The organism is Pseudomonadota bacterium (assembly GCA_027620075.1).
Classification (GTDB): Bacteria; Pseudomonadota; Alphaproteobacteria; order Rickettsiales; family UBA6187; genus 1-14-0-20-39-49.
This window is the reverse complement of record JAQCEY010000006.1, coordinates 1-20979: the sequence shown is the minus strand read 5'-3', so window position 1 is coordinate 20979 and position 20979 is coordinate 1. Positions and strand designations below refer to the sequence as shown.

Here is a 20979-nt window from a genome sequence, read left to right as displayed (position 1 = left end):
TAACCACCGACCATATGTGGTATAATGGATACATCAAAGGGATAAAAAGGTATCATGTAATGAATAATGAGTGGGAAAATTTTGAAGACGGTAAAAAACCAAGTAAAAACATGGACAAGGGGCAAGAAGCTGAAACTCCATTAAATAAATCTGATGGTTTCGGAGATGATTTTTTTGCTGATTTTAGTTCGCTTAAACCTGATTCAGATTGGGAAAAAGGATTTGAAAGCAATGATATATTCGGAACCGATGATTTTTTCGGTACTCAGGAAGTGAAGAAAGAAAAACCGCCGAAACCGACAAAAAAACTAGCCATACCAAGTTTCAAGCCTTTCAAAAAACAAGATAAAACACCCTTAAATAAAGAAGAAGAAGTGCTGCCTCAAAAAAATGAAGTCAGCACATTACTGGCATTTGGCTCGGAAATGCAAACAAGTAAAGAGTTGTCAAAACAACATCTTCAAGATTTTGAAAATATTCTGGATAAAAAGGCACAAAAAGAAAATAAAAGCAACGATTCATATAGAATCATAGGTGACGCACAAGAGGAATTTTTAGATAAACGAAGCATAGATCGTGATTTTCCAAAATCAGATAAATTGGCTGAAGGTGCGTTAATAGTAATCCATCAGCACGGTGAACAACAAAGGGAAGAAAAAGGAAGGTACGGAGAATCAAATACTCAAGGTGCAATAGATATAATAGGCGAACGTATAAAAGAAAGTTTGCCCAAAGATGAACAAAAAGAAGGTGGCGGCAATAAATTTCTTATGGTTGTAGGAAGTTGCCATGGCGGTACGGCAAAACCACCTTTGCCAGAAGAGCAGATGGATTTTGTAGCATATTCAAGCCGTAAGTATCCGACTTCTTTTGCATTTGGAACTGAGAATCTGAAAGATTATAAATCATGAGGGGCCAACTAACTTTGATAAGATATCATCACTTGCACTAAACACCGCAGAAACACTTTATGTGAATGGGGAAAAGCTAACAGGACCCAAGCCAGATGAGAAAAAGCAGGACAAATCTCAGGAAACATACACAAATAAAGATAAAAACGGTAGAAAGAACACTTTCGACGATGAAGGTTTAAAGCAACATCTCAATGAAAAAATCGATCGCTTGGCGGAGATTATGGGAGTTAGTAAGGATAGTGAGGAATATAAAAGAGTTCAGGAAAAATCCGGCGATAGTAAAGTTGTTGAAAAATATAGATATAGCATACTTGATACGGCAGTTATAAGAGGTGATGCCGGTAGAGTGAAAGCCGCACTTGAAAGCGGTGCAGATGTTAATAGAAAGATTGGAGGCTTACATTCTCCTCTTGAATTTGCAGAGTCCTTGAAGACAAATGACAAATATAGGGGAGCAAAGCCTGAAGAACTTGATAAAACGATAGAAACTTTGAAAAAATACGGAGCTACCGATACAAAAAAAGCCTCCGATGTTACTTCAACAGAAACCAACCGTGAAATAAGTAACAAAAAAGACGATACTGCCTATAAAACGGCTCAGTTAAAAAGCTCAGCTGGAGAAAAAATTGAGGCGGGGTTAAAAGAATCTTCAAAAGAACAAGATGGCAATGGGAGTTTGGCACTGTTTAAGTCGGGGCAAAAAAGTAGCGGTTTGAATATGCGTACAAGTTCCTGAAACAGCTCTAAAGGGTCTTGTACATGCTCAAAAACATGCGATGCTACAACAAGGTCGAAATAATCGCTCCTGATAAGGATTTTACGTGCGATAGGGTCAACTTGATGGAATACGACACCTTTAGGGGTGTCATGAGGCTTTGATAGATCGCAACCATGATGTGTTATATCATTCCGGACAGATATTTCGGTCAGGTTCCAACCAAGGCGGCCATAGTCAAGTACAGATGAATTTTCAGGAAGTTCTTGTAAAATTTTTGATAATATAATCATAAGTGTAAAATATAATATTATTTATAAATTTGCTTTTATAAATAATATAGGCTTAAGTAGGTTCAATATCATGAGTTATCAATAATATATTTGTTTATACTATCAACCTTCCGGTTATCATCGTATGTTATGTAGTATGTGGACAATTTTCGGCTGTTATATGGTACAAATTCCCATAACACCAACGATGATATATCGAGGATTAAGTTAGGGACGAATTCTATCATGTTCGGTTTTAGCCCGGCAATTCTTTTGTAGATATGAAGACGCTTTCCGTTATATATCGTTTTTACTTTGTCAGGCTCGCCCAGAATACTGTTTACCGTATCGTAATCCGCACCAAGATTTATGGCGGACAAGTCAGGTGTTTTTTTCCCTTTCATTGCCGTACTTACAGAGCAGCTTTGTAAAATAATACAAATCAATGTTAATAATGTCAGTTTCATTTTACATCTTTATATGCAATTGTTGTGACTTTATTTTTACATATAAATATTAAAAAAGGATTAAATATAGTGTTTCGGTCTTTTCAATAATTATTGAAAACGAGACATGATATAGTAGTCAAAAGTAGCTTTCCTTTTTATTTCAGATGAGATGTCCGAATGGCTTAAGGAACCGGTCTTGAAAACCTGCAAGCAAACAATCGTACCGTAAGTTAGAATCCCACCCTCCCGTCATTCAATCCTACAAAGTGGCGGATTTCCTTGATATATAAAGATATTGTTCGTATCTTTGGTTTTATGTTTTTCCTATATAGATTTATCAAATATCGGGGGGGCATAGAGAGATAAATGAGGGTACAATAGGCAGATTGAGAATAATATTGTAGATTTTAATTTAAAAGGTTTTTTAATGAACAAGAAACAGGTTTCAGTGGTTATTACAGACTTGGATAATACTTTATACAACTGGTTTGACATTTGGTACTATCCATTTAACGCTATGCTTAATAAAATTGAAAAAATAAGCGGTATTAGTAAAGAAAATCTACTTCCTGAAATTAAGGAGATTCATCAAAAATATGGTACTGCCGAGTATGCTTTCTTGATTCAAGAGATTCCTTCTTTAAAAAGATTGCACCCCAATGAAGAATTGGTAAAAGTTTACGATGAGGCAATACACGCTTTTAATTCTGAACGAAAAAAGCACCTAAAATTATATGACGGAGTAAAAGAAACTCTTGAGTTTTTTAAATTAAAAGGTTGTCTTGTCGTGGCTTATACGGAGTCTATGGCATATTATACAAATTATCGGCTTAGAAAGCTTAAGCTCGACGGTATCATAGATATACTATATTCGTCGCAAGATCATAGATTGCATATAGAAAAAGAAGAAATAAGAAAATACTCTCCGGAAGAATATAAGTTTAAGCATACAAAACATAGATTTACACCTGTAGATGAAGTTAAACCAAACCCTGAGCTTTTAAAAGATATTATAAAGGATATTGACGCAAATTTAGATGAGTGTGTGTATATAGGAGATAGCCTTTTTAAAGACATAGTGATGGCTCAACATGCGTGTATAACCGATGTTCACGCAAAATATGGTGTGTCGCATAAAAAAAAGGAATATGAGTTATTAAAAAAAGTAACTCACTGGACAGATGAAGATGTTCAAAAAGAAAGGGAGTTAAAGGTTAAAGATGTTGAGCCATCTATTTCTCTAAACTCTTTTGACGAAATAAAAAAATTTTTTGAATTTATTCCTTTTCAAAAAAATATTAACAATAATATAAATCAAAATATCGTTGATATATGGAAACAAACTATAGATGTTCAAAAGCATTTCAATGACATTGCTCTTAAAATAAGATCGCTTGCAATTTCCATACTTGGAATATCAATAGGAGCATATGGGATAAAAGTAGGTAGTGAGGGAATTGATTCTTCAATAATCTCTCATATATCTTCTGCTTTATCATGTGCTTGGATTGCTTTTTTTATAATGGATAGACTCCATTATCATCCATTACTTATAGGAGCGGTAAAACAAGCAGAGAGTATAGAGAATAAGTACTTTCATATATTGCCGGAATTAGCACTAACAAAATCTATTTCAAATGAAAGTCCCTCTACGTTTTTAGGATTTAAAATACGTTCCGCTCAAAAGCTAAATACATTCTATTTGATAGGGCTTATTATAATAGCTGCCCCATGGTTAAAAGAGTTACTTATCGAAGTAATTAGTAAGTTTCAGTGAAAGTATTTCGAAACCCTTCCCTACAATTTACAGGCATTTCCGTGAAGGTGAAGGTTTGGGAGAAGAAAAGCAGTGCCTCATTCTATACACGAGTTAATCTTCTTCCGATTACAAAACTGACGGCAGTTAAAACGTAACTCACCACAATTAACGGCCCTGCGGGAATGTCTGAAATCATGGCTGTAATAATTCCGGCTACTACGGCAAATATACCGCACAGCCATGCTACCTTATGCGGGTGATTGGACTTTACTGCTGCCAATGCAGGAAGAATCAAGCCGGCAAATACTACATACACTCCGACCATCTGTACCGATGAGGTTATGGCTAGTGCAAACAGCAGATAAAAACCGATGCCGCTGCGTAAGGACGGTTTAAAAAACCATGCCGCAATAATCAGAACGTAGATCGGTGCGTGCATTAAAACATCTTCCCATGTAACAAACAGCATTTGCCCGGATAATAGGTGTTGGATTTCTTCACCGCCATGCGGATGATCTGCCAGAATTAAAATAGCCAGTGATGCTGCCAGCACGAAACTTACGCCTATAATTGCCTCTTGCTGTTCGGGTATAACCTTTTCTACTTTGCGGAAAAACAGTCCTGCTATAATAGCACATAAAAGTGCCGTCCCTTGTATCAGCAATGTTGACGGTTGGTGTAGAAAGGTTGATGCCGCCACCAGTCCAAGCCCTGCAATCTGGGCAACTGCAAGGTCAATGAATATAATGCCACGCCTTAGAACTTCTATGCCGAGCGGTGCGTGGGTTAAAGCAATCATAAGACCGGCTACTAATGCCGGCCCCACAATGCTTATCATTTCATTACTTACCATCTATTGCCTCTTTTAATAGACCGATAGAGCGGTCAAACAGTGCGTATAAATCGCTACTTTCAGTATCTCCGTCAATCGTATAAGGCAGCACAACGGCAGGTGTGCCGGTTTTCTCCGATAACCATTTACCGGCATCATTCGGCTCATACGGCGTGCGAATAATTACTTTGGCAGGCTTTGCTTTGAGTTGTTGCAATAATCCCTCCAAATGCGAAGCAGTAGGCGGAATACCGGGCTTTGGCTCCAAAGAGGCTACCTGTTTTAACTCTAACCAATCAAGCAGGTAACTAAACGATTTGTGATACACTACCACCGGCTTTCCTTTCAGGTCAACAGCTTCTTTTTCCCAACGAGAAATAGCCTTCTGCCAGCGAGAAGTAAAATCCTCCGACTGACTGCGATAAAAATCAGCATTGGCTATATCAATTGATTCCAACCTTTTAGTCAGCACAGCGGCTACTAACAGGATATTATGCGGATTTAGATGCACATGCGGATTGCCCTCAGGATGCACGTCACCCATACTGCGATCAACTTCTAACGGCTTTTCCAGTATCGGCACAAACTCCGATGCCATAATATGACCGACCGCCCCCGGCTGAACTTCCGCACTTGCTTTTTGCAGTAATATAGGAAGCCAGCCGACTTCTAAACCTGCACCGGAGCAGATTATCAAATCGGCATTACGTGCCTTGGCAATCAGGCTTGGTCTGGCACGGATATGATGCGGGTTTTGTCCGGCATGGGTGGCGGAGAAGGCTTCCACCTTGTCGCCGCCGATTTCCTCTGCCAGTGCAGCCCATTCAGGTTCACAGGCGAAGATATTAACCTTCGCCTGTGCAGCAAGTGGAACTGCACAAAGCAGCCCCACCACAAATAATCCGAGGAATTGTTTCATAACGCCACCTTAGTATTTATGCGCACCATGAGCACCAATGCTCATGATATATTGCACCATTAACTGATCGTCATCTTGCCCGCGTGCTAGTTCTTCACGGTTATATTGCAGACGTACACGGCTAAATTCACTATTTGTCCAATCCAGCATCGTGCTATAAGCTTTCGGGTCATGCCCCTCAGAATCCAATGCACTTCCTGCTAAACCGGCAGGAACATCGGCAGCTTCAAGCCGGCTGTAACGCAAACCGACACGCCACTGCGGAGCAAACTTGTAAACTCCCTGTGCATACCAGCCACTTGAAGAATCATCAAAGTTGACCGCACCTGTACCCGCATCGGTATCTTCATACACACCGTCTTCATTACGCAGGAAATATTCCCCCTGTAGGATTACTTCTTGGTTGTGTGCGTTGCCGGTAGGTGCCCATGTATAGCGGATATCAGTGGCGTAAATATCGGTATCGCCTGTGAAGCTAACCATATCTTCATTGGTAAGGCGTGAACCGTCCGCTTCGCCTGATAGGATATAGCCCCCTAAACGCCAGCTTTGGTTATCGCCTATATCACCGCCGATACGAGCAAATGCCGACCAAGCTCCGATTCCTTCGCCGTCACCTTCACCAAACGGGAAGTCGTCACCTCGAAATAAACCGCCACCGATTTCAGAATAAAAGTCGGTTGGCAGTACATAAGATATCTGGGCGCCATCATCATTGAAGGCTTCATTTAAGAATGCACGATAAGGCAACGGACGATCGGCAAAATCATCTGCATGGCTGTGATGCTCATTGAGATAACCCAGTGTCCAAAAGGCACGTCCGGCTTTTACGCTCATACCGTTTGGTAGCCCTATGCCGGGTAGTGTCTGAACAAAGGCTTCTTCAAGTTCTATCTCGGTTTCCCCTTCATGCTGGGCGATTGCTGCCGTGGTGCTGCCAAAGAATTTGTCATCGACATTAGCCGAGAAGTTAATCTCGGTATGATCTACCGCAAATCCCTCACGAGGACGTTCCCCTTCGTGACCGACGGCAAATCCTGCAATTTCTCCTTCATCAGAAGAAAACTGATTATACTGCCCGTTTAAGATTACTCCTATGGAAGGATTAAAACTGTTATCCTTCACATCTCGCCTTGCAGTGGCAGGAGTGGCAGGTGCAGCAGGTACAGGTGCGACCGCCTTAGCCTGAGTTTTTTCCACCTTGCTAAGCTTTGATTCCAACTCGGCAATACGACCTTCATAGGTCTTTTTCATATTTTGAATCTCGGCACGTAATGCCTCGATATCCTTATCCGATGCGGCCGGTGCAGAAGTGCTTGAAAGCATAGTGATTAAAGCGGCAGAAGCCGCAAATTTTGTTTTTAACATTTTCTTTTCTCCTAAAGACTAAATATAACCGACCCCTTGAATAACAGGGCGGTTTGTAAAATTGTTTATATAGTTTTGGTGTTTAGAAGAAAAAAGGCGGTGCGCGTGGCGATGCTAAGCTATAGCTTTGCAACCCGACCAACGTAAGCTCAGGCAAAGCGAGGGAAAATGTGGAATATTCGGTGAGGTTAGGTACAACGGCAACGCTAGGTGTGCTGTGTTTAGTATTCTCGCAATGCAGGTAAATATCACAAACCCGACCATCATGCTCGTGCTTTTCCAAGCCATAATTAGCCATATGCAAAAACGATAGTATCTGCACGCTAACCAAGCTAACAATAATAAATAAACCGAGTTTTTTGCTCATTTTTAACAAATTAAGTTATATGACACCTTAAAATTTTACATTATACCACACTTGTCAAGTAGTTTTTTTGTTACATCATTAGGCGTTTTATATGCGGTATTTTATTATAGTCGGATTTTTACTTGTTAGGCAAGTCAGCCTCACTACTGCAAAGGTTCAACTCGTTATTTATCAGCTCGGTTTCAATATTACTGCATCCGAGCAAAGTATGGAAAAGAACGTCATGCTCAACCCGTTTATCAGCGGTAGCTTTTATGTTCTCGTACTTTTCCGGATTATTTTTCCTATATTCTTCAGAAGCCCATATTAACATAGGTATGTGGAACTGTTCAGGTCTGAAAAAATGGTCACTGCCCTGACCATGTAGGTAAAAACCGTCCTCGCCAAGTGACTCGCCGTGATCCGAGCTATATACTACGAAAGCTTTTTTGTCCTCTAGCCTTTTAATAACCTCACTGACAAATGCATCTGTTTGTAAGATACTGTTATCATATGAGTTTATCAACTCATCTTTACTGCATAGTGCCATGTTATTAGCTGCTATACATGAATTAAGCAGAACACTCGTATCGCACTTTACTTCTCTGTCGGGGTCATAATTTTCTTTAGAAGGTCTACATATAGGACTCCATACTTTATATTTGGGATTATATGTGTGGTCATACTGCCAGTGATTACCCATAGTATGTAAAATAACCAGTGTGTTATTTTTATCTTTGCCCTGTTGGGCAAGTATACCGTCTAATATAGGAAGCAACTTTTCGTCACCGTATAATTTCTCCGATTTATCCAGCCCCTCGGATATGCGGTTAGAAGAAATCGCTACTTCAGCCTCCTGTATAAGGTCGGATATAGATGAAAGAACTATAGTATTCCTTAAGCCCTGATTATCTATCCAGAAAGTCTTGAAGCCGAGCTTCCTGAAAACACTTATTGCAGAAGTTTCTTCATATATAGGATCCTTGTTGCTTTTTATAGCCCTTGTAAGCATACAAGGTACCGAAACACCGGTAAGGTTGTGGCAAGATCCGGCATTAGTGAAGTTAATAAGATGATCTATTTGTTTGAGATTAGGATTTGTTTCGCGTTCATAACCGTTAAGAGAGAAATGGTCACCTCTGGTAGACTCCCCGATAATTAGTACAACAACCAGATCTTCTTCATTTACGGTAGCAGGTATCTTAGAAATATCATCGCGTAATACCTTTATATATTTGTTGACGGTGTATTTATATGTACTTTTTAAAAAATCGAACGGCATATACTGAGTATTTTTTGCGTGTCCGGGCAATACTATAACACATAGGGCAAAGATGCCTGTAAAAAAAACAAATATATTGTTTCTTTTCCTATTAGTATCTTTCTTATCATATTTAACGAATATCCATACAAATACAAGAGATAATATCAGAGCAAAAGCACACCATAAAATTAATTGTAAATTCATGAAAGAAGCTATCTCATTATTTGTAGCCTCAAAAAAAGCAGCCATAATATACGGAGTTATCTGTATCTTGAAATAATAAATGAAATATGATGCAGATGCACTGCATACAAATAAAAAAGGTACGAACAAAGCAAATACATATCTATGTATCGTAAGAACGAACAGTATGATAAACGCCCTTTGAAAAGATTCAAGTCCATACAGGAGTGTATGAAGAAGCACCTTGTCCTCTGCTATCATAGTGTTATAGTTATTTATCAGGAAGGTTTCGTGCATAACAGACGACATGCTGTACATACAAAAGTATATTATCGATATTATAAATACAAATAAAGGTCTTGAATATTTCATGCTATGTTAAATTATTTTAAAAGTTAGTTTTTCATTATAGTACCATTATTACTTTTTTTAAAGTTCTTTTAAGAAAACATTCAATGCTAACTCATCTAAATTTGTGCAAAATCCTTTAAGAAGGCTCTCTGTTTTTTTGAAGGCTCTCTGTTTTTTTATAGTGGTATTTTTGTTGTCATTCACCGAATCCGTTCGGCGAATCCATGCGATCGTGTGCGGATACGAACGTAAATAAAGCCTGCACATGACAATGTGTATGCAAATAGAATTTAAAAAAAACAGTTAGTTAGCCTTGCATTTAGGCGGCTTTGTCTTTTTTCCCTGTAATTTGCTCAAGATATGTATTTATTTCCTTTACGTAGGAATCCAGTACACCGGCTTTTTCATCGACAAGTTTACGGGCGGATTTAGCAAGTTCGTCCTGCCTTTCGTGATCTTTTATGAGTTCTTCTATTGTGTTTTTCAGGTCGGACTTATTATTAACGCAAATAACGGCTTCCGCTTCTTCCAACTCATGCTTTATTTCTTTAAAATTATCCATGTAAGGGCCGTAAATAATAGTACAGTCAAGCCTTGCCGCTTCCAGAGGGTTCTGTCCTCCCTTATCCACCAATGAGCCTCCGATAAAAACAATAGATACCAAACGATAAAAAATACCCAGCTCCCCTAATGTGTCGGCTATATATATATCTGTTTCTTCTTCTATAGGCTCTTCTTTTGAACGCACTGCAATATTAAGCCCTGTTTCTTTTATATCCTTTACTATCTCCGCCATACGTTTAGGGTGGCGAGGAGCTATAATAGTAAGCAGGTTAGGGTTTTCTTCTTTTAGTTCTTTATGGATATTAGCTATTATTACTTCTTCATTTTCATGGGTACTGGAAGCCAGCCATACGGGACGCTCCCCTACCTGACTTACCAACTCTCCCATTTTTTGCGAATCAGATGGCAATGCCGGTGCATCGAATTTAATATTACCGAAATACTTAACATTACCCGCACCAAGTGCTTCAAAACGCTCTGCATCAAGTTTGCTTTGCGGCAATGTAAGGGTAAAACACCTTAATATTTGCTGACCAAGCGATTTATAACGTAACCATTTCCTGTATGAATTATCGGAAATACGTCCGTTTACCAATATCATCTTACATTTTTTTCCTGTCTGGGTAACAAGGTTCGGCCAAAGCTCCGACTCCACCCATAGGGCAAGGTCGGGTTTCCAGTGTTTTAAAAAACGCCTTACCGCAAGCGGCATATCGACAGGCACGAACTGATGGAACGCTTTATCGGGCAATCTGCTTTCAATTAATTTGGCAGAGGTTGTGGTTCCCGTTGTAAGCAGGAAATTTGTATCTTCATTGGAATCGGATAATTTCTTTATGATAGGCAACACCGATAAAGCCTCGCCCACACTTGCGGCATGCACCCACACCAACGTACCTTCCGGTCTTGGAAAGGCAGGATAACCCAATCTTTCAGGAAAACGTTTGCTGTCTTCCTTACCTGTTTTTTTTCTCTTAAAAAGATACAGGTCTATCAGCGGTGAGCCTATAAAGGTCAGGAATTTATATAGTTTTAACAACATATAATTATTTTTCGCTTCGTTAAAAGTATTATCATTCGACGGATTCGGAAATTTTTCCATTTATCGCTTCTCCTTTACATCTTCACAAGGAAGAACAGGTTCAATACCTACAGCCATATCCGCTTCTTCAGTAATTTTATTTAACCTATTTTCAAGCTCAATACCAGCTTTTTTCAATTCTTCCTCATTTGCGTCTTTTTTAACGTATAAAGGTTCACCATATATAAAACAACCCTTTGAAAACGGTTTTGCTGCAATAAATCTGTCCCAGCTTCTCAGCACCTTGCATTTACTTGCACAAAAGGTTAGCGGAATGATAGGCAGTCCCGACATTTTAGCTATATCTATGACAGTTCCTGAAACTCTCATGCGAGGACCTTTAGGACCATCGGGGGTTATTGCCAGATTTTCACCTTTCTTGAATATTTTTAGTATATTGCGCAGGGCTGTCAGCCCTTCTTTTCCTGTAGAACCCCTTACCAATCCGAAACCGAAATGTGTCATGGTACGTGCAATAAGTTCGCCGTCATTATGGTTTGAGATAAGCACGTGTATCTTTGCCACTTTAGGGGCAAAAGGCGGTATCATCAGTAACCTTCCGTGCCAGAAAGCAAATATACATTGCTGCTTTTGTTCTTCCAGTTTTATCCTGTGTTCCGCCCCTCTTACTTCCCAACGACTCGTAAGGTAAACAAACCATATATATTTATGGGCTAACCAACAGATAAAAACATGGAACGCCTTACTTTTTAGGATTTTTTTTCCCGGTCTCATTGTCTTTTTCTATACCCTTATATAATTTTTTATACTCACCTTCTTTTCTTATGAGTGTGCTGTGTTTGCCCTCTTCTACCACCTCTCCCTGTTTTATCACATATATTTTATCGGCATTTTCTATGGTACTTAGGCGGTGTGCAATAACTATAGTAGTTTTTCCTTTCATTAATTTTTCAAGGGCTGCCTGAATTTTGTTTTCGGAGATTTTATCCAAAGCGGATGTTGCCTCATCAAGCAGCAATATCGGCGAACCTTTTAGCATTGCCCTTGCAATAGATATTCTTTGCCTCTGACCGCCTGAAAGCCTTGTACCGTCCTGCCCTATAAGGGTATGGTAACCATCCGGCAGTTTGGAGATAAAGTCATGTGCGGCGGCAGCTTTTGCCACCTCCTCGATTTTTTTCATAGAAACCGTAGGGTTGCCATATGCTATATTTGCCGCTACCGAATCATCGAACAATGATATTTCCTGACTGACATACGAGATATTGTCACGCAGGCTGGAGATGGTAAAATCCTTTATATCACTGCCATTTATCGTAATTACTCCCTCACTTACGTCATAGAAACGCAATATCAGGTTCATTATAGTGGACTTTCCTCCTCCGGAAGGGCCGACAAGAGCTATAGTTTCACCTGCATTCGCCTCTATTGATACACCTTTTAAGGCAGGCTTTTCTTCCGTATAGCTGAACTTTACGTCCTTAAAGCCGACAGATGCACCTTGTTTTACTATCTTAAGGGTTTTGGCGTTAGGAGAATTTTTTATTTGAGGCTCGGTATCAAGCAGTATGAACAACCTCCTTGCAGCGGCAAGCCCGTCCTGTAAAGTGGTGTTCATTTTAGAAAGCACTTTGGCAGGTCTGTAGGTCAATAATGCGGCTGTAATGAACGACATAAAGTTGCCTGAAGTAGCGTCACTTTCAATTGCCTGCATTCCACCATAAAATATAACGGCAGCTATGGCAAAACCACCGATTGTTTCAACAATAGGTGATGCGGCAGACTGGTTTCTGGCGGCCTTTTTATATAGGGCATATATTCTTTCTACCGCATCTGTTGCCCTTGATATCTCGTATTCTTCCTGCTGATAAGCTTTAATTACTTTTGCACTGCGGAATGTTTCATCAAGCCTGTGCGTAAACTCTCCCATTTCTTCCTGAGTATTATTTGATATTTTTCTCATTCTCCTTCCAAGCCTGATAACAGGATATACGGCAACCGGAAAAGCGAAGAACGCTATTAACGCCAGACTGGCATTTTGATAGAACATAAGCCCCACAAGCATTACAAGCGTTAATGTTTCCCTTGCCATTCCGGTCAGGATTATAACCACGCTTTGCCTTAATATATTTATATCATTGGTAAAACGTGAGATTATCTTACCGGACGATTCTACGGTTACCTGCGAAAGGTCAAGGCACAAAAGATGCCTGAATAATGCCATCTGCATATCGGTAATAATCCGCTGTCCAAGGCATTGCATCAGATAATTCTGCCCGAACATGGCAACACCTTTTACTAAGAAGATGAGCAATACGGATAACGAAATTACCTTTAACATTGTTTCATCTTTTTTTAAAAAGATATCGTCCATTATAGGTTCCATGATATATGCGGTTCCGGCGGTAGTGGTCGCAACCAATATCATACATACCACCGCAATGCCCACTATACCAAGATATGGACGCATATGATGGAAAAACAGCCTCTTTATAAGATATGAGCTGTTATTATAATTTTCAGATACTATAATTTCGTTAGTCATAGTGTTTTATTTTATTTTTCTCACTCGCCGTCATTATGGCAATAAAGGTTATAAACTAACTATAGTAAATTGTCACTTATTGAGTAAACTTATAATACGACCATATATCCTATATTATGTATCGGGACATTCTTGCGCAACAATTTCAGATATCTTATAATGATTTTATTAAATTACTTGCAATTCAATTTAGAATTGTTAGTAATCTTTACTTTCTTTTCTTTAAAAAATTGATAGAATAAACTTAACAAAAGTTGCATTAGGTAAATGTGATGGGAAAGCAACATGAAAAAAGAAAACTATTCGGATAAAGACTGTAACTCTGACAATGAGGTTATTACATATTCCTCATATGAGGAAATGGTAAATGATCTGGCTGCAAGGGGCATTAATAAGGATATATCTAATAGTGCAACATCGCACGCCTCGGTGCTTCTGTCTGCTATGTTCAAAAACGCAAAAAATCACGTAAATATCTACTGCGAAAAATTGTCCGATGAAGTGTACGACAATGCGGATCTGATTGAAAATGCCATTTCTTTCACAACTAAGCGTAAAGGACAGATAAATATTATTCTTGAACAAAGTGTCGGCAATGATTTTTTGGATAGACCGCTTATTTACAAAGTAGGTTCTGCACTATTTAGAAAAAAGAGAGAAGGTAAAAGCGACGAGAAAAAAGTAGGTAATTTAAATGTTCGCACTACCTCCGAAACTTCCGATCATTTTACCGTTATGGATAATTCGGCATACAGGGAAGAAACCGATAGATTAAAAAGAACAGCGGTCGCTAATTTCGGTAACCACGAAAACGCAATAAAACTTCATACTCGTTTTAACAAGATGTTTGAAAACAGTAATGAGGCTTTATCAATATAATGGAACTGGAAGCCCTCAACAATTTTGTTTGCTTTGCAATCGGAGTAAATCTTCTATTTACCCTTTTTGAAGGGGTAAGAGAAAAAGTTTCACAACCGGTGACACATTTCTATAAAGAAGTCCGTAAAGATATACTTGATATGGCGAAAGATTCTACTTCAGAGCAAGGTAAAATTAACAATATCCTTTTAATGGCTAACGACATAAAGGATTCATTTACAGAAAAATCGGAATCTTGCACGGACAATGCTAAAAAAGTCGCCGCACTCTTCACACTTATTTTATCCTGCCAGTTATTTTATTCTTCTCTCACAAGAGCCAGTTCGAACTATTACACTTACTTTGCTTGGATTGATTTATTATTAGTAGCCCCATTACCGCTATGCTTCCTTTTTAACTATTTTCACAGCTTGCGGTGTAAGAAGGAACTGAATGAGTTGAAACAAAAAATAACGTTTTATAAAATTGTAAATGGTCACAAGGTCGATGCTACCGAATCAATACCTGAAGAAAACACTATTAAATCTTAATAGATTTCTACGCAATCACAAAAACACATTTCTCGCTGAAAAAATTAGGAAATGCCTTTGCTAACATTGAGCTTGCCACTTCTCCTGAGGGTTGTAGATATATTTTTTTCTCTATCTTATATCCTAACTCCTTACACAAAATCTCGAAATCCTTTATTGTGCTAAAGTGGATATTGGGCGTATCATACCATTGATAGCTGAGAGTTTTTGAAACAGGCATACGACCTTTTAGCGTAAGGTAATATCTGTTATACCAATATCCGAAATTAGGAATAGATATTATGCATTTGTTAGATATCCTCATCATTTCCTGCAATACTTCCTTAGGGTTTTTGGTAGCCTGTATAACCTGACTGGAAACCGCATAATCAAAGCACAGGTCGGGATAATACTGCAAATCCTCATCGGCATCACCCTGAATAACCGACAAGCCGTTCTTTACGCATCTGCTTACGCCTTTTTGCGATAGTTCGATCCCCCTGCCGTCAACATTTTTATGCTTGGCTAAATGCTCAAGCAACAACCCGTCACCACAGCCTATTTCCATAATATGGCTGTTTTTTTCTATCTGGTCGGCGATATGTTGTAGGTCGGGTCTTAAATTTTTATGTTCCATTTTTTCACTAAAGACATCTTTCTTATAAACTATTATACTTTTATATTATTAAAAACTAAATTCCTAGCTCCTCGGTAATTCCGTTTACAAAACCGCCTAATGTCTCAAAGAACTCAGGCTCATCAAGTAAGAAGGCATCATGCCCTTTATCGGTTTCCACCTCCACGAAGCTGACCTTTGCCGCAGCGGCACTTAATGCATGTACGATATTCTTAGCTTCCGAAGTCGGGAACAACCAGTCACTTGAAAAGGAAATTATGCAGAACTTAGTATCTACGTTTTTAAAAGCTTTTGACAGATTACCGCCATTTGCATCTACCAAATCAAAATAATCCATAGCCCTTGTAATATACAGATATGAATTAGGGTCAAACCTGTCAACAAACGACCGCCCTTGATAACGAAGGTAGCTTTCAACCTGAAAGTCCGCATCAAACCCGTAGGTTACGGCTTCCCTGTCCTGTAGCCCCCTATCGAATTTGCGTTGCAGCCCGTGTTCGGAAAGATATGTTACATGTGCCGTCATACGCGCAACGGACAGACCTGCTACCGGATATTTCTTCTCCTCAATATATTTACCTTCGCACCAGTTGGGGTCAGCCATTATAGTCTGGCGACCGATTTCATGGAATGCGATATTCTGTGCCGTATGACGTGAGGCTGAGGCTATTATGGCAGCGGAATATACCATTTTACCGTGGCTTACCGCCCACTCAAGTGCCAACATACCCCCCATTGAGCCGCCTATTACCGCAGCCAACTTTTTTATACCCAAATGCTCTATCAATAGCTTTTGCGAACGCACCATATCCCCGATAGTGATTATGGGGAAATCAAGCCCGTAAGGCTTATTTGTTTCGGGGTTAATATGCTTAGGACCGTAAGAACCCATACAACCGCCTAGCACATTGGCACATATAACGAAATATTTATCGGTATCTATCAGTTTACCTTTACCGACTATCTCCTCCCACCAACCGGGTTTACCTGTAACGGGGTGAGTTCTCATAAAATACTGGTCGCCGGTAAGACCGTGACAAAGCAATATGGCGTTGGATTTATTTTTATTCAGCTTTCCTGCCGTCTGGTAGGCTATGGGGAAATTTGATATTTCTTTCCCGCAATCAAGCATAAGCGGTTCTTCTTCGGCAAGATAGATTATATCGCCGATTTCAAACTCTTTATATTCGGGTCCGAATATCTCTTTAACTTTCTTTGACATGCATTACTTATTAATATAAAAAAATATCTCGCTCAAAATACAGGATTTTGCAATTATGTCAGCACAAAAAGAAGATTTATCGCAATTTCGTAAACAAATTGATAAAATTGATGATAAAATCATATCTCTTTTGCAAGAAAGAATGGAGATAGTAAAGCAGGTCGGCAAGTATAAATCCCAGAACAGCCCTACGCAAAATTTCATAAGGGCAGGACGTGAAGCTTCAATGCTTCGTGATTTGACAAAAAAAGCAAATAGCAGCTTTCCTCCCGCTGCGATAGCCACTATCTGGCGTATGATAATCTCCACATCATTATGCACCGAGCAGGAAATGTCCATAAGTGCTTATGCCGATTCCGACCATAATGACTGCTATTGGCACGCAAGGGAGTATTACGGAACATTCGTCAGGACAACATGCGAGAAATCCACACAGCAAGTTATAGATAACGTAGCATCGGGCAATTCTTCCATAGGTATGCTGCCTTTGCTCGATACATCTGAAAAACCATGGTGGGACAGACCGCAAGACGAGAAAAATAATATATATATATTTGCACGTATTCCTTTTATAGAAAGCAGTGATGACAGGTCAAAACCAAGTTTGGCAATTGCTAATGTTATGCCTGAAAAGACCGATGACGACGTTTCGATAATATCATTTTGCGGCTCATGTGATAACGGGGTTATTATTGATATTTTCAAAGGCTTTGACCTGAACGCTACTATTCTCGCAAGAAAAAACGATGCACGCCTTATACAGGTAGATAAGTTCTTAGAGGTCGGTAGCTCGGTATTAAAAGACATTAATTTGTCGTTCAACAAAGGCGATAACCGTTCATATATAAGGCTTATGGGTTCTTATGCGGTTCCTATAAGGCTATAGTGCATCTCACAAAAGTTAATCATTTGTTAACCACTTCCTTGTAACATATAAGTTACACAAGTGGTATTGATATGTGCTGATATTGAGGTTAGTATGCCTTTATTTATGGTTTTAGATGATAATGAAATAGCCCGTGAGGTAGCGTCCAAGGTTCTTTCCCAACTACATGTCCACCCCGTTGAAATGGGTGACAGCGAATTAGCATTAGAATACTGCAAGAAAACGCAACCCGACCTGATAATACTTGACATTATGATGCCTAAAATGGACGGTATAGAGTTTTTACGTGAGTTCCGTAATATTCAGGGGGACAAACGGACATATGTTATTGCCTGTTCTGCACGGAACGATGAGGCCACGGTTCATAAAATGACCAAACTTGGCATAAATGATTATATCCTAAAGCCGTTCTCTCCTGAAATGCTTGAAACAAAACTGATAAAATCCGGTCTTCTTGACTAAGTTGAACAAAGTAAATCCCACCAAATATTGCCAACTATAAAAAACTATGTTAGTTAGCATTTGTTATTTATAGTCAATTCATTTGTTTTTTTAAGGATTGTAACTGAATATTAAAATATTACTATACGGCAACGGCTTAAGTATAGTAATATGAGCGACGTTGATTATTTTATATAAGTCGTTAAAAATAATATATTAAAGTATAAAAATTATGGCATTAAAAATTATTCCTTCCGACACAAAGATAAATTTTATTAAAAGTAAAATTTTAGCATTCGCTTTTTCGGCATTTTTGCTATGCGCTACAATTTTTCTACTTGCGACCAAGGGGCTTAATTTCGGTATAGATTTTACAGGCGGCATATTGATAGACGCAAAATTCGAACAGCCTGTAGAACTGAGCAAGATGCGTGACCTTTTAAAAGGTGCGGATATAGGTGATGTTTCCTTACAGACTTTCGGCGAGCCTAATAACATACTTATCCGCGTCGGTGAAAATTCGGATATTGAGTCCGACAAGATAGTAATTATCGACAATATAAAGGAAATACTGGCATCTAATTTCAGCGGAAATATCGAGTACCGTAATACTGAATACGTAGGACCTAAAGTTGGCGGCGAGCTTATAAGATCAGGAGCATTATCGCTTGTTTTAGCGTTCGCTGCGATGATGGTATATATATGGCTTCGTTTTGAGTGGCAATATGGTGTCGGAGGCATTATAGCCTTAATACATGATGCCGTAATTACGCTTGGTTTTTTCAGCCTTACACAGCTTGAGTTTAACTTATCCTCAATCGCAGCTATACTTACGATTATCGGCTACTCAATAAACGATTCGGTGGTAGTATTCGACCGTATCCGTGAGAACTTACGCAAATATAAAAAGATGCCTATGCATGAGCTTATTAATGTCAGCGTCAATAATAACCTGACTCGTACCATGCTTACCTCCCTTACTACGGTTGTAGCACTTTTAGCATTGGTTTTAATGGGTGGTGAGGTTATAAAGAGCTTTTCTTTAGCGGCTCTTTTCGGCGTTATCATAGGTACGTACTCGTCTATTTATATTGCATCTCCTGTACTTATCTACATGAAGCTAAGACCGGATACAAATTAACCCTTTGACCATGCTGATTATTAACGATTATAATAAAAGACCTGATGCCGCAAACAGAAGTGTTATAGCCCTCGGTAATTTTGACGGGGTACATAAGGGACATGCAAAACTAATACACACGACAGTAAATATAGCCGTGGAAAATAAAGTGCCGTCGGCAGTTATGACCTTTGAACCTCACCCAATAAATGTTTTTAAGCCTGAAATAAAGAATTACCGCCTTACCGACAAAGAGCAAAAAGCATATTTACTAGAAAGGTTAGGGATTGATTATCTTTATGCTGTAAATTTTAATAAGGAGTTTGCGGCAATAACGGCAGAAGATTTCATTGAGAAGATACTGCTGGAAAAATTACAAGCTTCTCACATCGTAACCGGTTATGATTTCATATTCGGTTATAATAAGGGCGGTGATGCCGATATGCTGGAACTATACTCAAAAACGCATGGTTTTGGGTATACCAAAGTAGAAGCAGTGGGCGATGAGCAACGTTTTTCATCGACACGTGTAAGGAATGCATTAAAACATGGTGATTTAAAGGAAGCAAGCTCTATTCTTGGCAGAAATTACAAACTATCCGGCATTATTGTAAAGGGTGAAAACAGGGGGAAATCCATTGGCTTTCCTACCATAAATGTAGATATGGGTGAATATTTGCGTCCTAAAAGGGGCGTATATGCCGTCAGGGTGACAATCGGGGGCAAGAACGAGATATTGAGGGGTGTTGCCAATTTGGGCATAAAACCTACCTTCAGCGGCTCTGAAGAGGTATTAGAGGTACATATATTTGATTTTAACCGTGATGTATATGGAAAAACGGCAGAAATAGAGTTTCTATCATATATTCGTGAGGAACGGAAATTCCAAGACGTAAGTGAACTGGTAGTTCAGATAAAACAGGATTGTATAGCTGCAAAAAAGTAACGGAATGTCCCATTAATTGGTTTTTTATATTTTTTTGTCACCGGTGCACTTGTTTCACGGTCTTTTTAAAATAAAGTGAGATGCTGCAATAAATTCAGCATGACAAATATGCGTAAATTAAATTCAAATTTACTATACTTTACATATAAAAACACCGGTAAAATATCCGAATAAGTATAAAAAAAGCCGTTCATTTTTATGAACGGCTTTTCTTAATAGATTTTAATAGAAGTTAATTAATCTAAAATGCGGACAAGATTTATCAGGCCATCCGGAACTATTGCTCCATTTTTCACCTCTAACACTTGAACGTTCGGTTTTTAGCTGACCGTCACTTTGTACCTTAACGCATCTTTCACGACCGTTATTCGGAAATATAGGTGCACCGTCATTTAATTTTAAACTTTCTTTTACGTGAGCGCCGGAGTTCTGGTGAGGAGCACCATGCATGGCTTCACCGCCGGTAGTGCAGTTACATGTTTTTGGGTAAAGGTCGGTGTATTTAGACCATGCACTGCCTTGTCTGTCTTTAACTTCAGGGCAGTTAAGTTTTATACCGCCTTCCGTCAGATAGCGACTGCTTTCCTTCCAAGAACAGCTTTGATCGGATACTTTAAGTGTGCCGCCTTCACAGCATACCGCTTTCCACTCTCCGTTTATTCTAACCTGTAGATTACTTGAACCGCTACTTGTCGGAGGCGTTGTTCCACCACCTCCCGAGCTACTTCCGCCGCTTTCTAAAACGAAGCTTTCATAGCTTCCTATCTTTGTTCTGTCGGCTTTTACGGTACGGTTAGGCTCTGCTACCATATATTT

21 protein-coding genes are annotated in these 20979 nt (G+C 39.1%); 9 read left to right on the top strand and 12 right to left on the bottom strand.

Features of this window, described 5'->3' with window-relative positions:
• Nucleotides 1–59 precede the first annotated feature (59 nt).
• A complete protein-coding gene (locus O2942_08455; protein MDA0782279.1) occupies nucleotides 60–911 on the top strand; it encodes a hypothetical protein in 852 nt (283 codons plus the stop codon).
• A 61-nt stretch (nucleotides 912–972) separates the two neighbouring features.
• Nucleotides 973–1650 (top strand): hypothetical protein, encoded by a 678-nt coding sequence (locus O2942_08450; protein ID MDA0782278.1) that lies wholly within the window; start codon nucleotides 973–975, stop codon nucleotides 1648–1650.
• Between the two features lie 340 nt (nucleotides 1651–1990).
• Here O2942_08450 and O2942_08445 read toward each other — a convergent pair whose 3' ends face one another.
• Nucleotides 1991–2368: a hypothetical protein gene (locus tag O2942_08445; GenBank protein ID MDA0782277.1), complete on the bottom strand. Its 378-nt coding sequence runs from the start codon at nucleotides 2366–2368 to the stop codon at nucleotides 1991–1993.
• Nucleotides 2369–2777: 409 nt separating this feature from the next.
• Between O2942_08445 and O2942_08440 the strand changes: the two genes are divergently transcribed.
• Nucleotides 2778–4127, top strand: a complete 1350-nt coding sequence (locus tag O2942_08440; protein MDA0782276.1) for an HAD family hydrolase — start codon at nucleotides 2778–2780, stop codon at nucleotides 4125–4127.
• Nucleotides 4128–4209: 82 nt separating this feature from the next.
• Here O2942_08440 and O2942_08435 read toward each other — a convergent pair whose 3' ends face one another.
• The 8 genes from O2942_08435 to O2942_08400 form a co-directional block, all read right to left on the bottom strand.
• Entirely contained in the window at nucleotides 4210–4962 is a 753-nt protein-coding gene (locus O2942_08435; protein ID MDA0782275.1) for a metal ABC transporter permease, read from the bottom strand.
• Nucleotides 4952–5860, bottom strand: a complete 909-nt coding sequence (locus tag O2942_08430) for a zinc ABC transporter substrate-binding protein (GenBank protein ID MDA0782274.1) — start codon at nucleotides 5858–5860, stop codon at nucleotides 4952–4954. Before O2942_08430 ends, O2942_08435 begins: the two co-directional genes overlap by 11 nt.
• A 9-nt stretch (nucleotides 5861–5869) precedes the next feature.
• Nucleotides 5870–7228, bottom strand: a complete 1359-nt coding sequence (locus tag O2942_08425; GenBank protein ID MDA0782273.1) for a hypothetical protein — start codon at nucleotides 7226–7228, stop codon at nucleotides 5870–5872.
• A gap of 82 nt (nucleotides 7229–7310) precedes the next feature.
• The gene (locus tag O2942_08420) at nucleotides 7311–7595 is read right to left on the bottom strand and encodes a hypothetical protein (protein ID MDA0782272.1); all 285 of its coding nucleotides are present in this window, start codon (nucleotides 7593–7595) and stop codon (nucleotides 7311–7313) included.
• 118 nt (nucleotides 7596–7713) lie between these two features.
• Nucleotides 7714–9330 carry a sulfatase-like hydrolase/transferase gene (locus O2942_08415; GenBank protein ID MDA0782271.1) on the bottom strand — a complete coding sequence of 539 codons (1617 nt, stop codon included), beginning with the start codon at nucleotides 9328–9330 and terminating at the stop codon, nucleotides 7714–7716.
• Nucleotides 9331–9691: 361 nt separating this feature from the next.
• Nucleotides 9692–11038 carry a 3-deoxy-D-manno-octulosonic acid transferase gene (locus O2942_08410; GenBank protein MDA0782270.1) on the bottom strand — a complete coding sequence of 449 codons (1347 nt, stop codon included), beginning with the start codon at nucleotides 11036–11038 and terminating at the stop codon, nucleotides 9692–9694.
• Nucleotides 11039–11752, bottom strand: coding sequence for a lysophospholipid acyltransferase family protein (locus O2942_08405; GenBank protein MDA0782269.1), 714 nt, complete (start codon nucleotides 11750–11752; stop codon nucleotides 11039–11041). It abuts the gene before it with no gap.
• Nucleotides 11721–13523, bottom strand: coding sequence for an ABC transporter ATP-binding protein (locus O2942_08400; GenBank protein MDA0782268.1), 1803 nt, complete (start codon nucleotides 13521–13523; stop codon nucleotides 11721–11723). Before O2942_08400 ends, O2942_08405 begins: the two co-directional genes overlap by 32 nt.
• A 285-nt stretch (nucleotides 13524–13808) precedes the next feature.
• Here O2942_08400 and O2942_08395 point away from each other — a divergent pair, with 285 nt between their 5' ends.
• Both O2942_08395 and O2942_08390 read left to right on the top strand, forming a co-directional pair.
• Entirely contained in the window at nucleotides 13809–14402 is a 594-nt protein-coding gene (locus O2942_08395) for a hypothetical protein (protein MDA0782267.1), read from the top strand.
• Nucleotides 14402–14932 (top strand): hypothetical protein, encoded by a 531-nt coding sequence (locus O2942_08390; GenBank protein ID MDA0782266.1) that lies wholly within the window; start codon nucleotides 14402–14404, stop codon nucleotides 14930–14932. The genes O2942_08395 and O2942_08390 overlap by 1 nt, the downstream gene beginning before the upstream one ends.
• 7 nt (nucleotides 14933–14939) lie before the next feature.
• Here the strand turns inward: O2942_08390 and metW are convergent, their stop codons facing one another.
• Nucleotides 14940–15548, bottom strand: a complete 609-nt coding sequence (gene metW / locus O2942_08385; GenBank protein MDA0782265.1) for a methionine biosynthesis protein MetW — start codon at nucleotides 15546–15548, stop codon at nucleotides 14940–14942.
• A gap of 55 nt (nucleotides 15549–15603) precedes the next feature.
• Nucleotides 15604–16770: a homoserine O-acetyltransferase gene (locus O2942_08380; GenBank protein ID MDA0782264.1), complete on the bottom strand. Its 1167-nt coding sequence runs from the start codon at nucleotides 16768–16770 to the stop codon at nucleotides 15604–15606.
• A 55-nt stretch (nucleotides 16771–16825) separates the two neighbouring features.
• Between O2942_08380 and O2942_08375 the strand changes: the two genes are divergently transcribed.
• The 4 genes from O2942_08375 (at nucleotide 16826) to O2942_08360 (ending at nucleotide 20163) form a co-directional block, all read left to right on the top strand.
• The gene (locus O2942_08375) at nucleotides 16826–17656 is read left to right on the top strand and encodes a chorismate mutase (GenBank protein ID MDA0782263.1); all 831 of its coding nucleotides are present in this window, start codon (nucleotides 16826–16828) and stop codon (nucleotides 17654–17656) included.
• Nucleotides 17657–17716: 60 nt separating this feature from the next.
• Nucleotides 17717–18118, top strand: a complete 402-nt coding sequence (locus O2942_08370; GenBank protein ID MDA0782262.1) for a response regulator — start codon at nucleotides 17717–17719, stop codon at nucleotides 18116–18118.
• Between the two features lie 211 nt (nucleotides 18119–18329).
• Nucleotides 18330–19238, top strand: a complete 909-nt coding sequence (gene secF, locus O2942_08365; GenBank protein ID MDA0782261.1) for a protein translocase subunit SecF — start codon at nucleotides 18330–18332, stop codon at nucleotides 19236–19238.
• A 10-nt stretch (nucleotides 19239–19248) separates the two neighbouring features.
• Nucleotides 19249–20163, top strand: a complete 915-nt coding sequence (locus O2942_08360; GenBank protein MDA0782260.1) for a bifunctional riboflavin kinase/FAD synthetase — start codon at nucleotides 19249–19251, stop codon at nucleotides 20161–20163.
• Between the two features lie 222 nt (nucleotides 20164–20385).
• Here the strand turns inward: O2942_08360 and O2942_08355 are convergent.
• The coding region (locus O2942_08355) for a hypothetical protein (GenBank protein ID MDA0782259.1) at nucleotides 20386–20979 on the bottom strand (594 nt) is incomplete at its 5' end.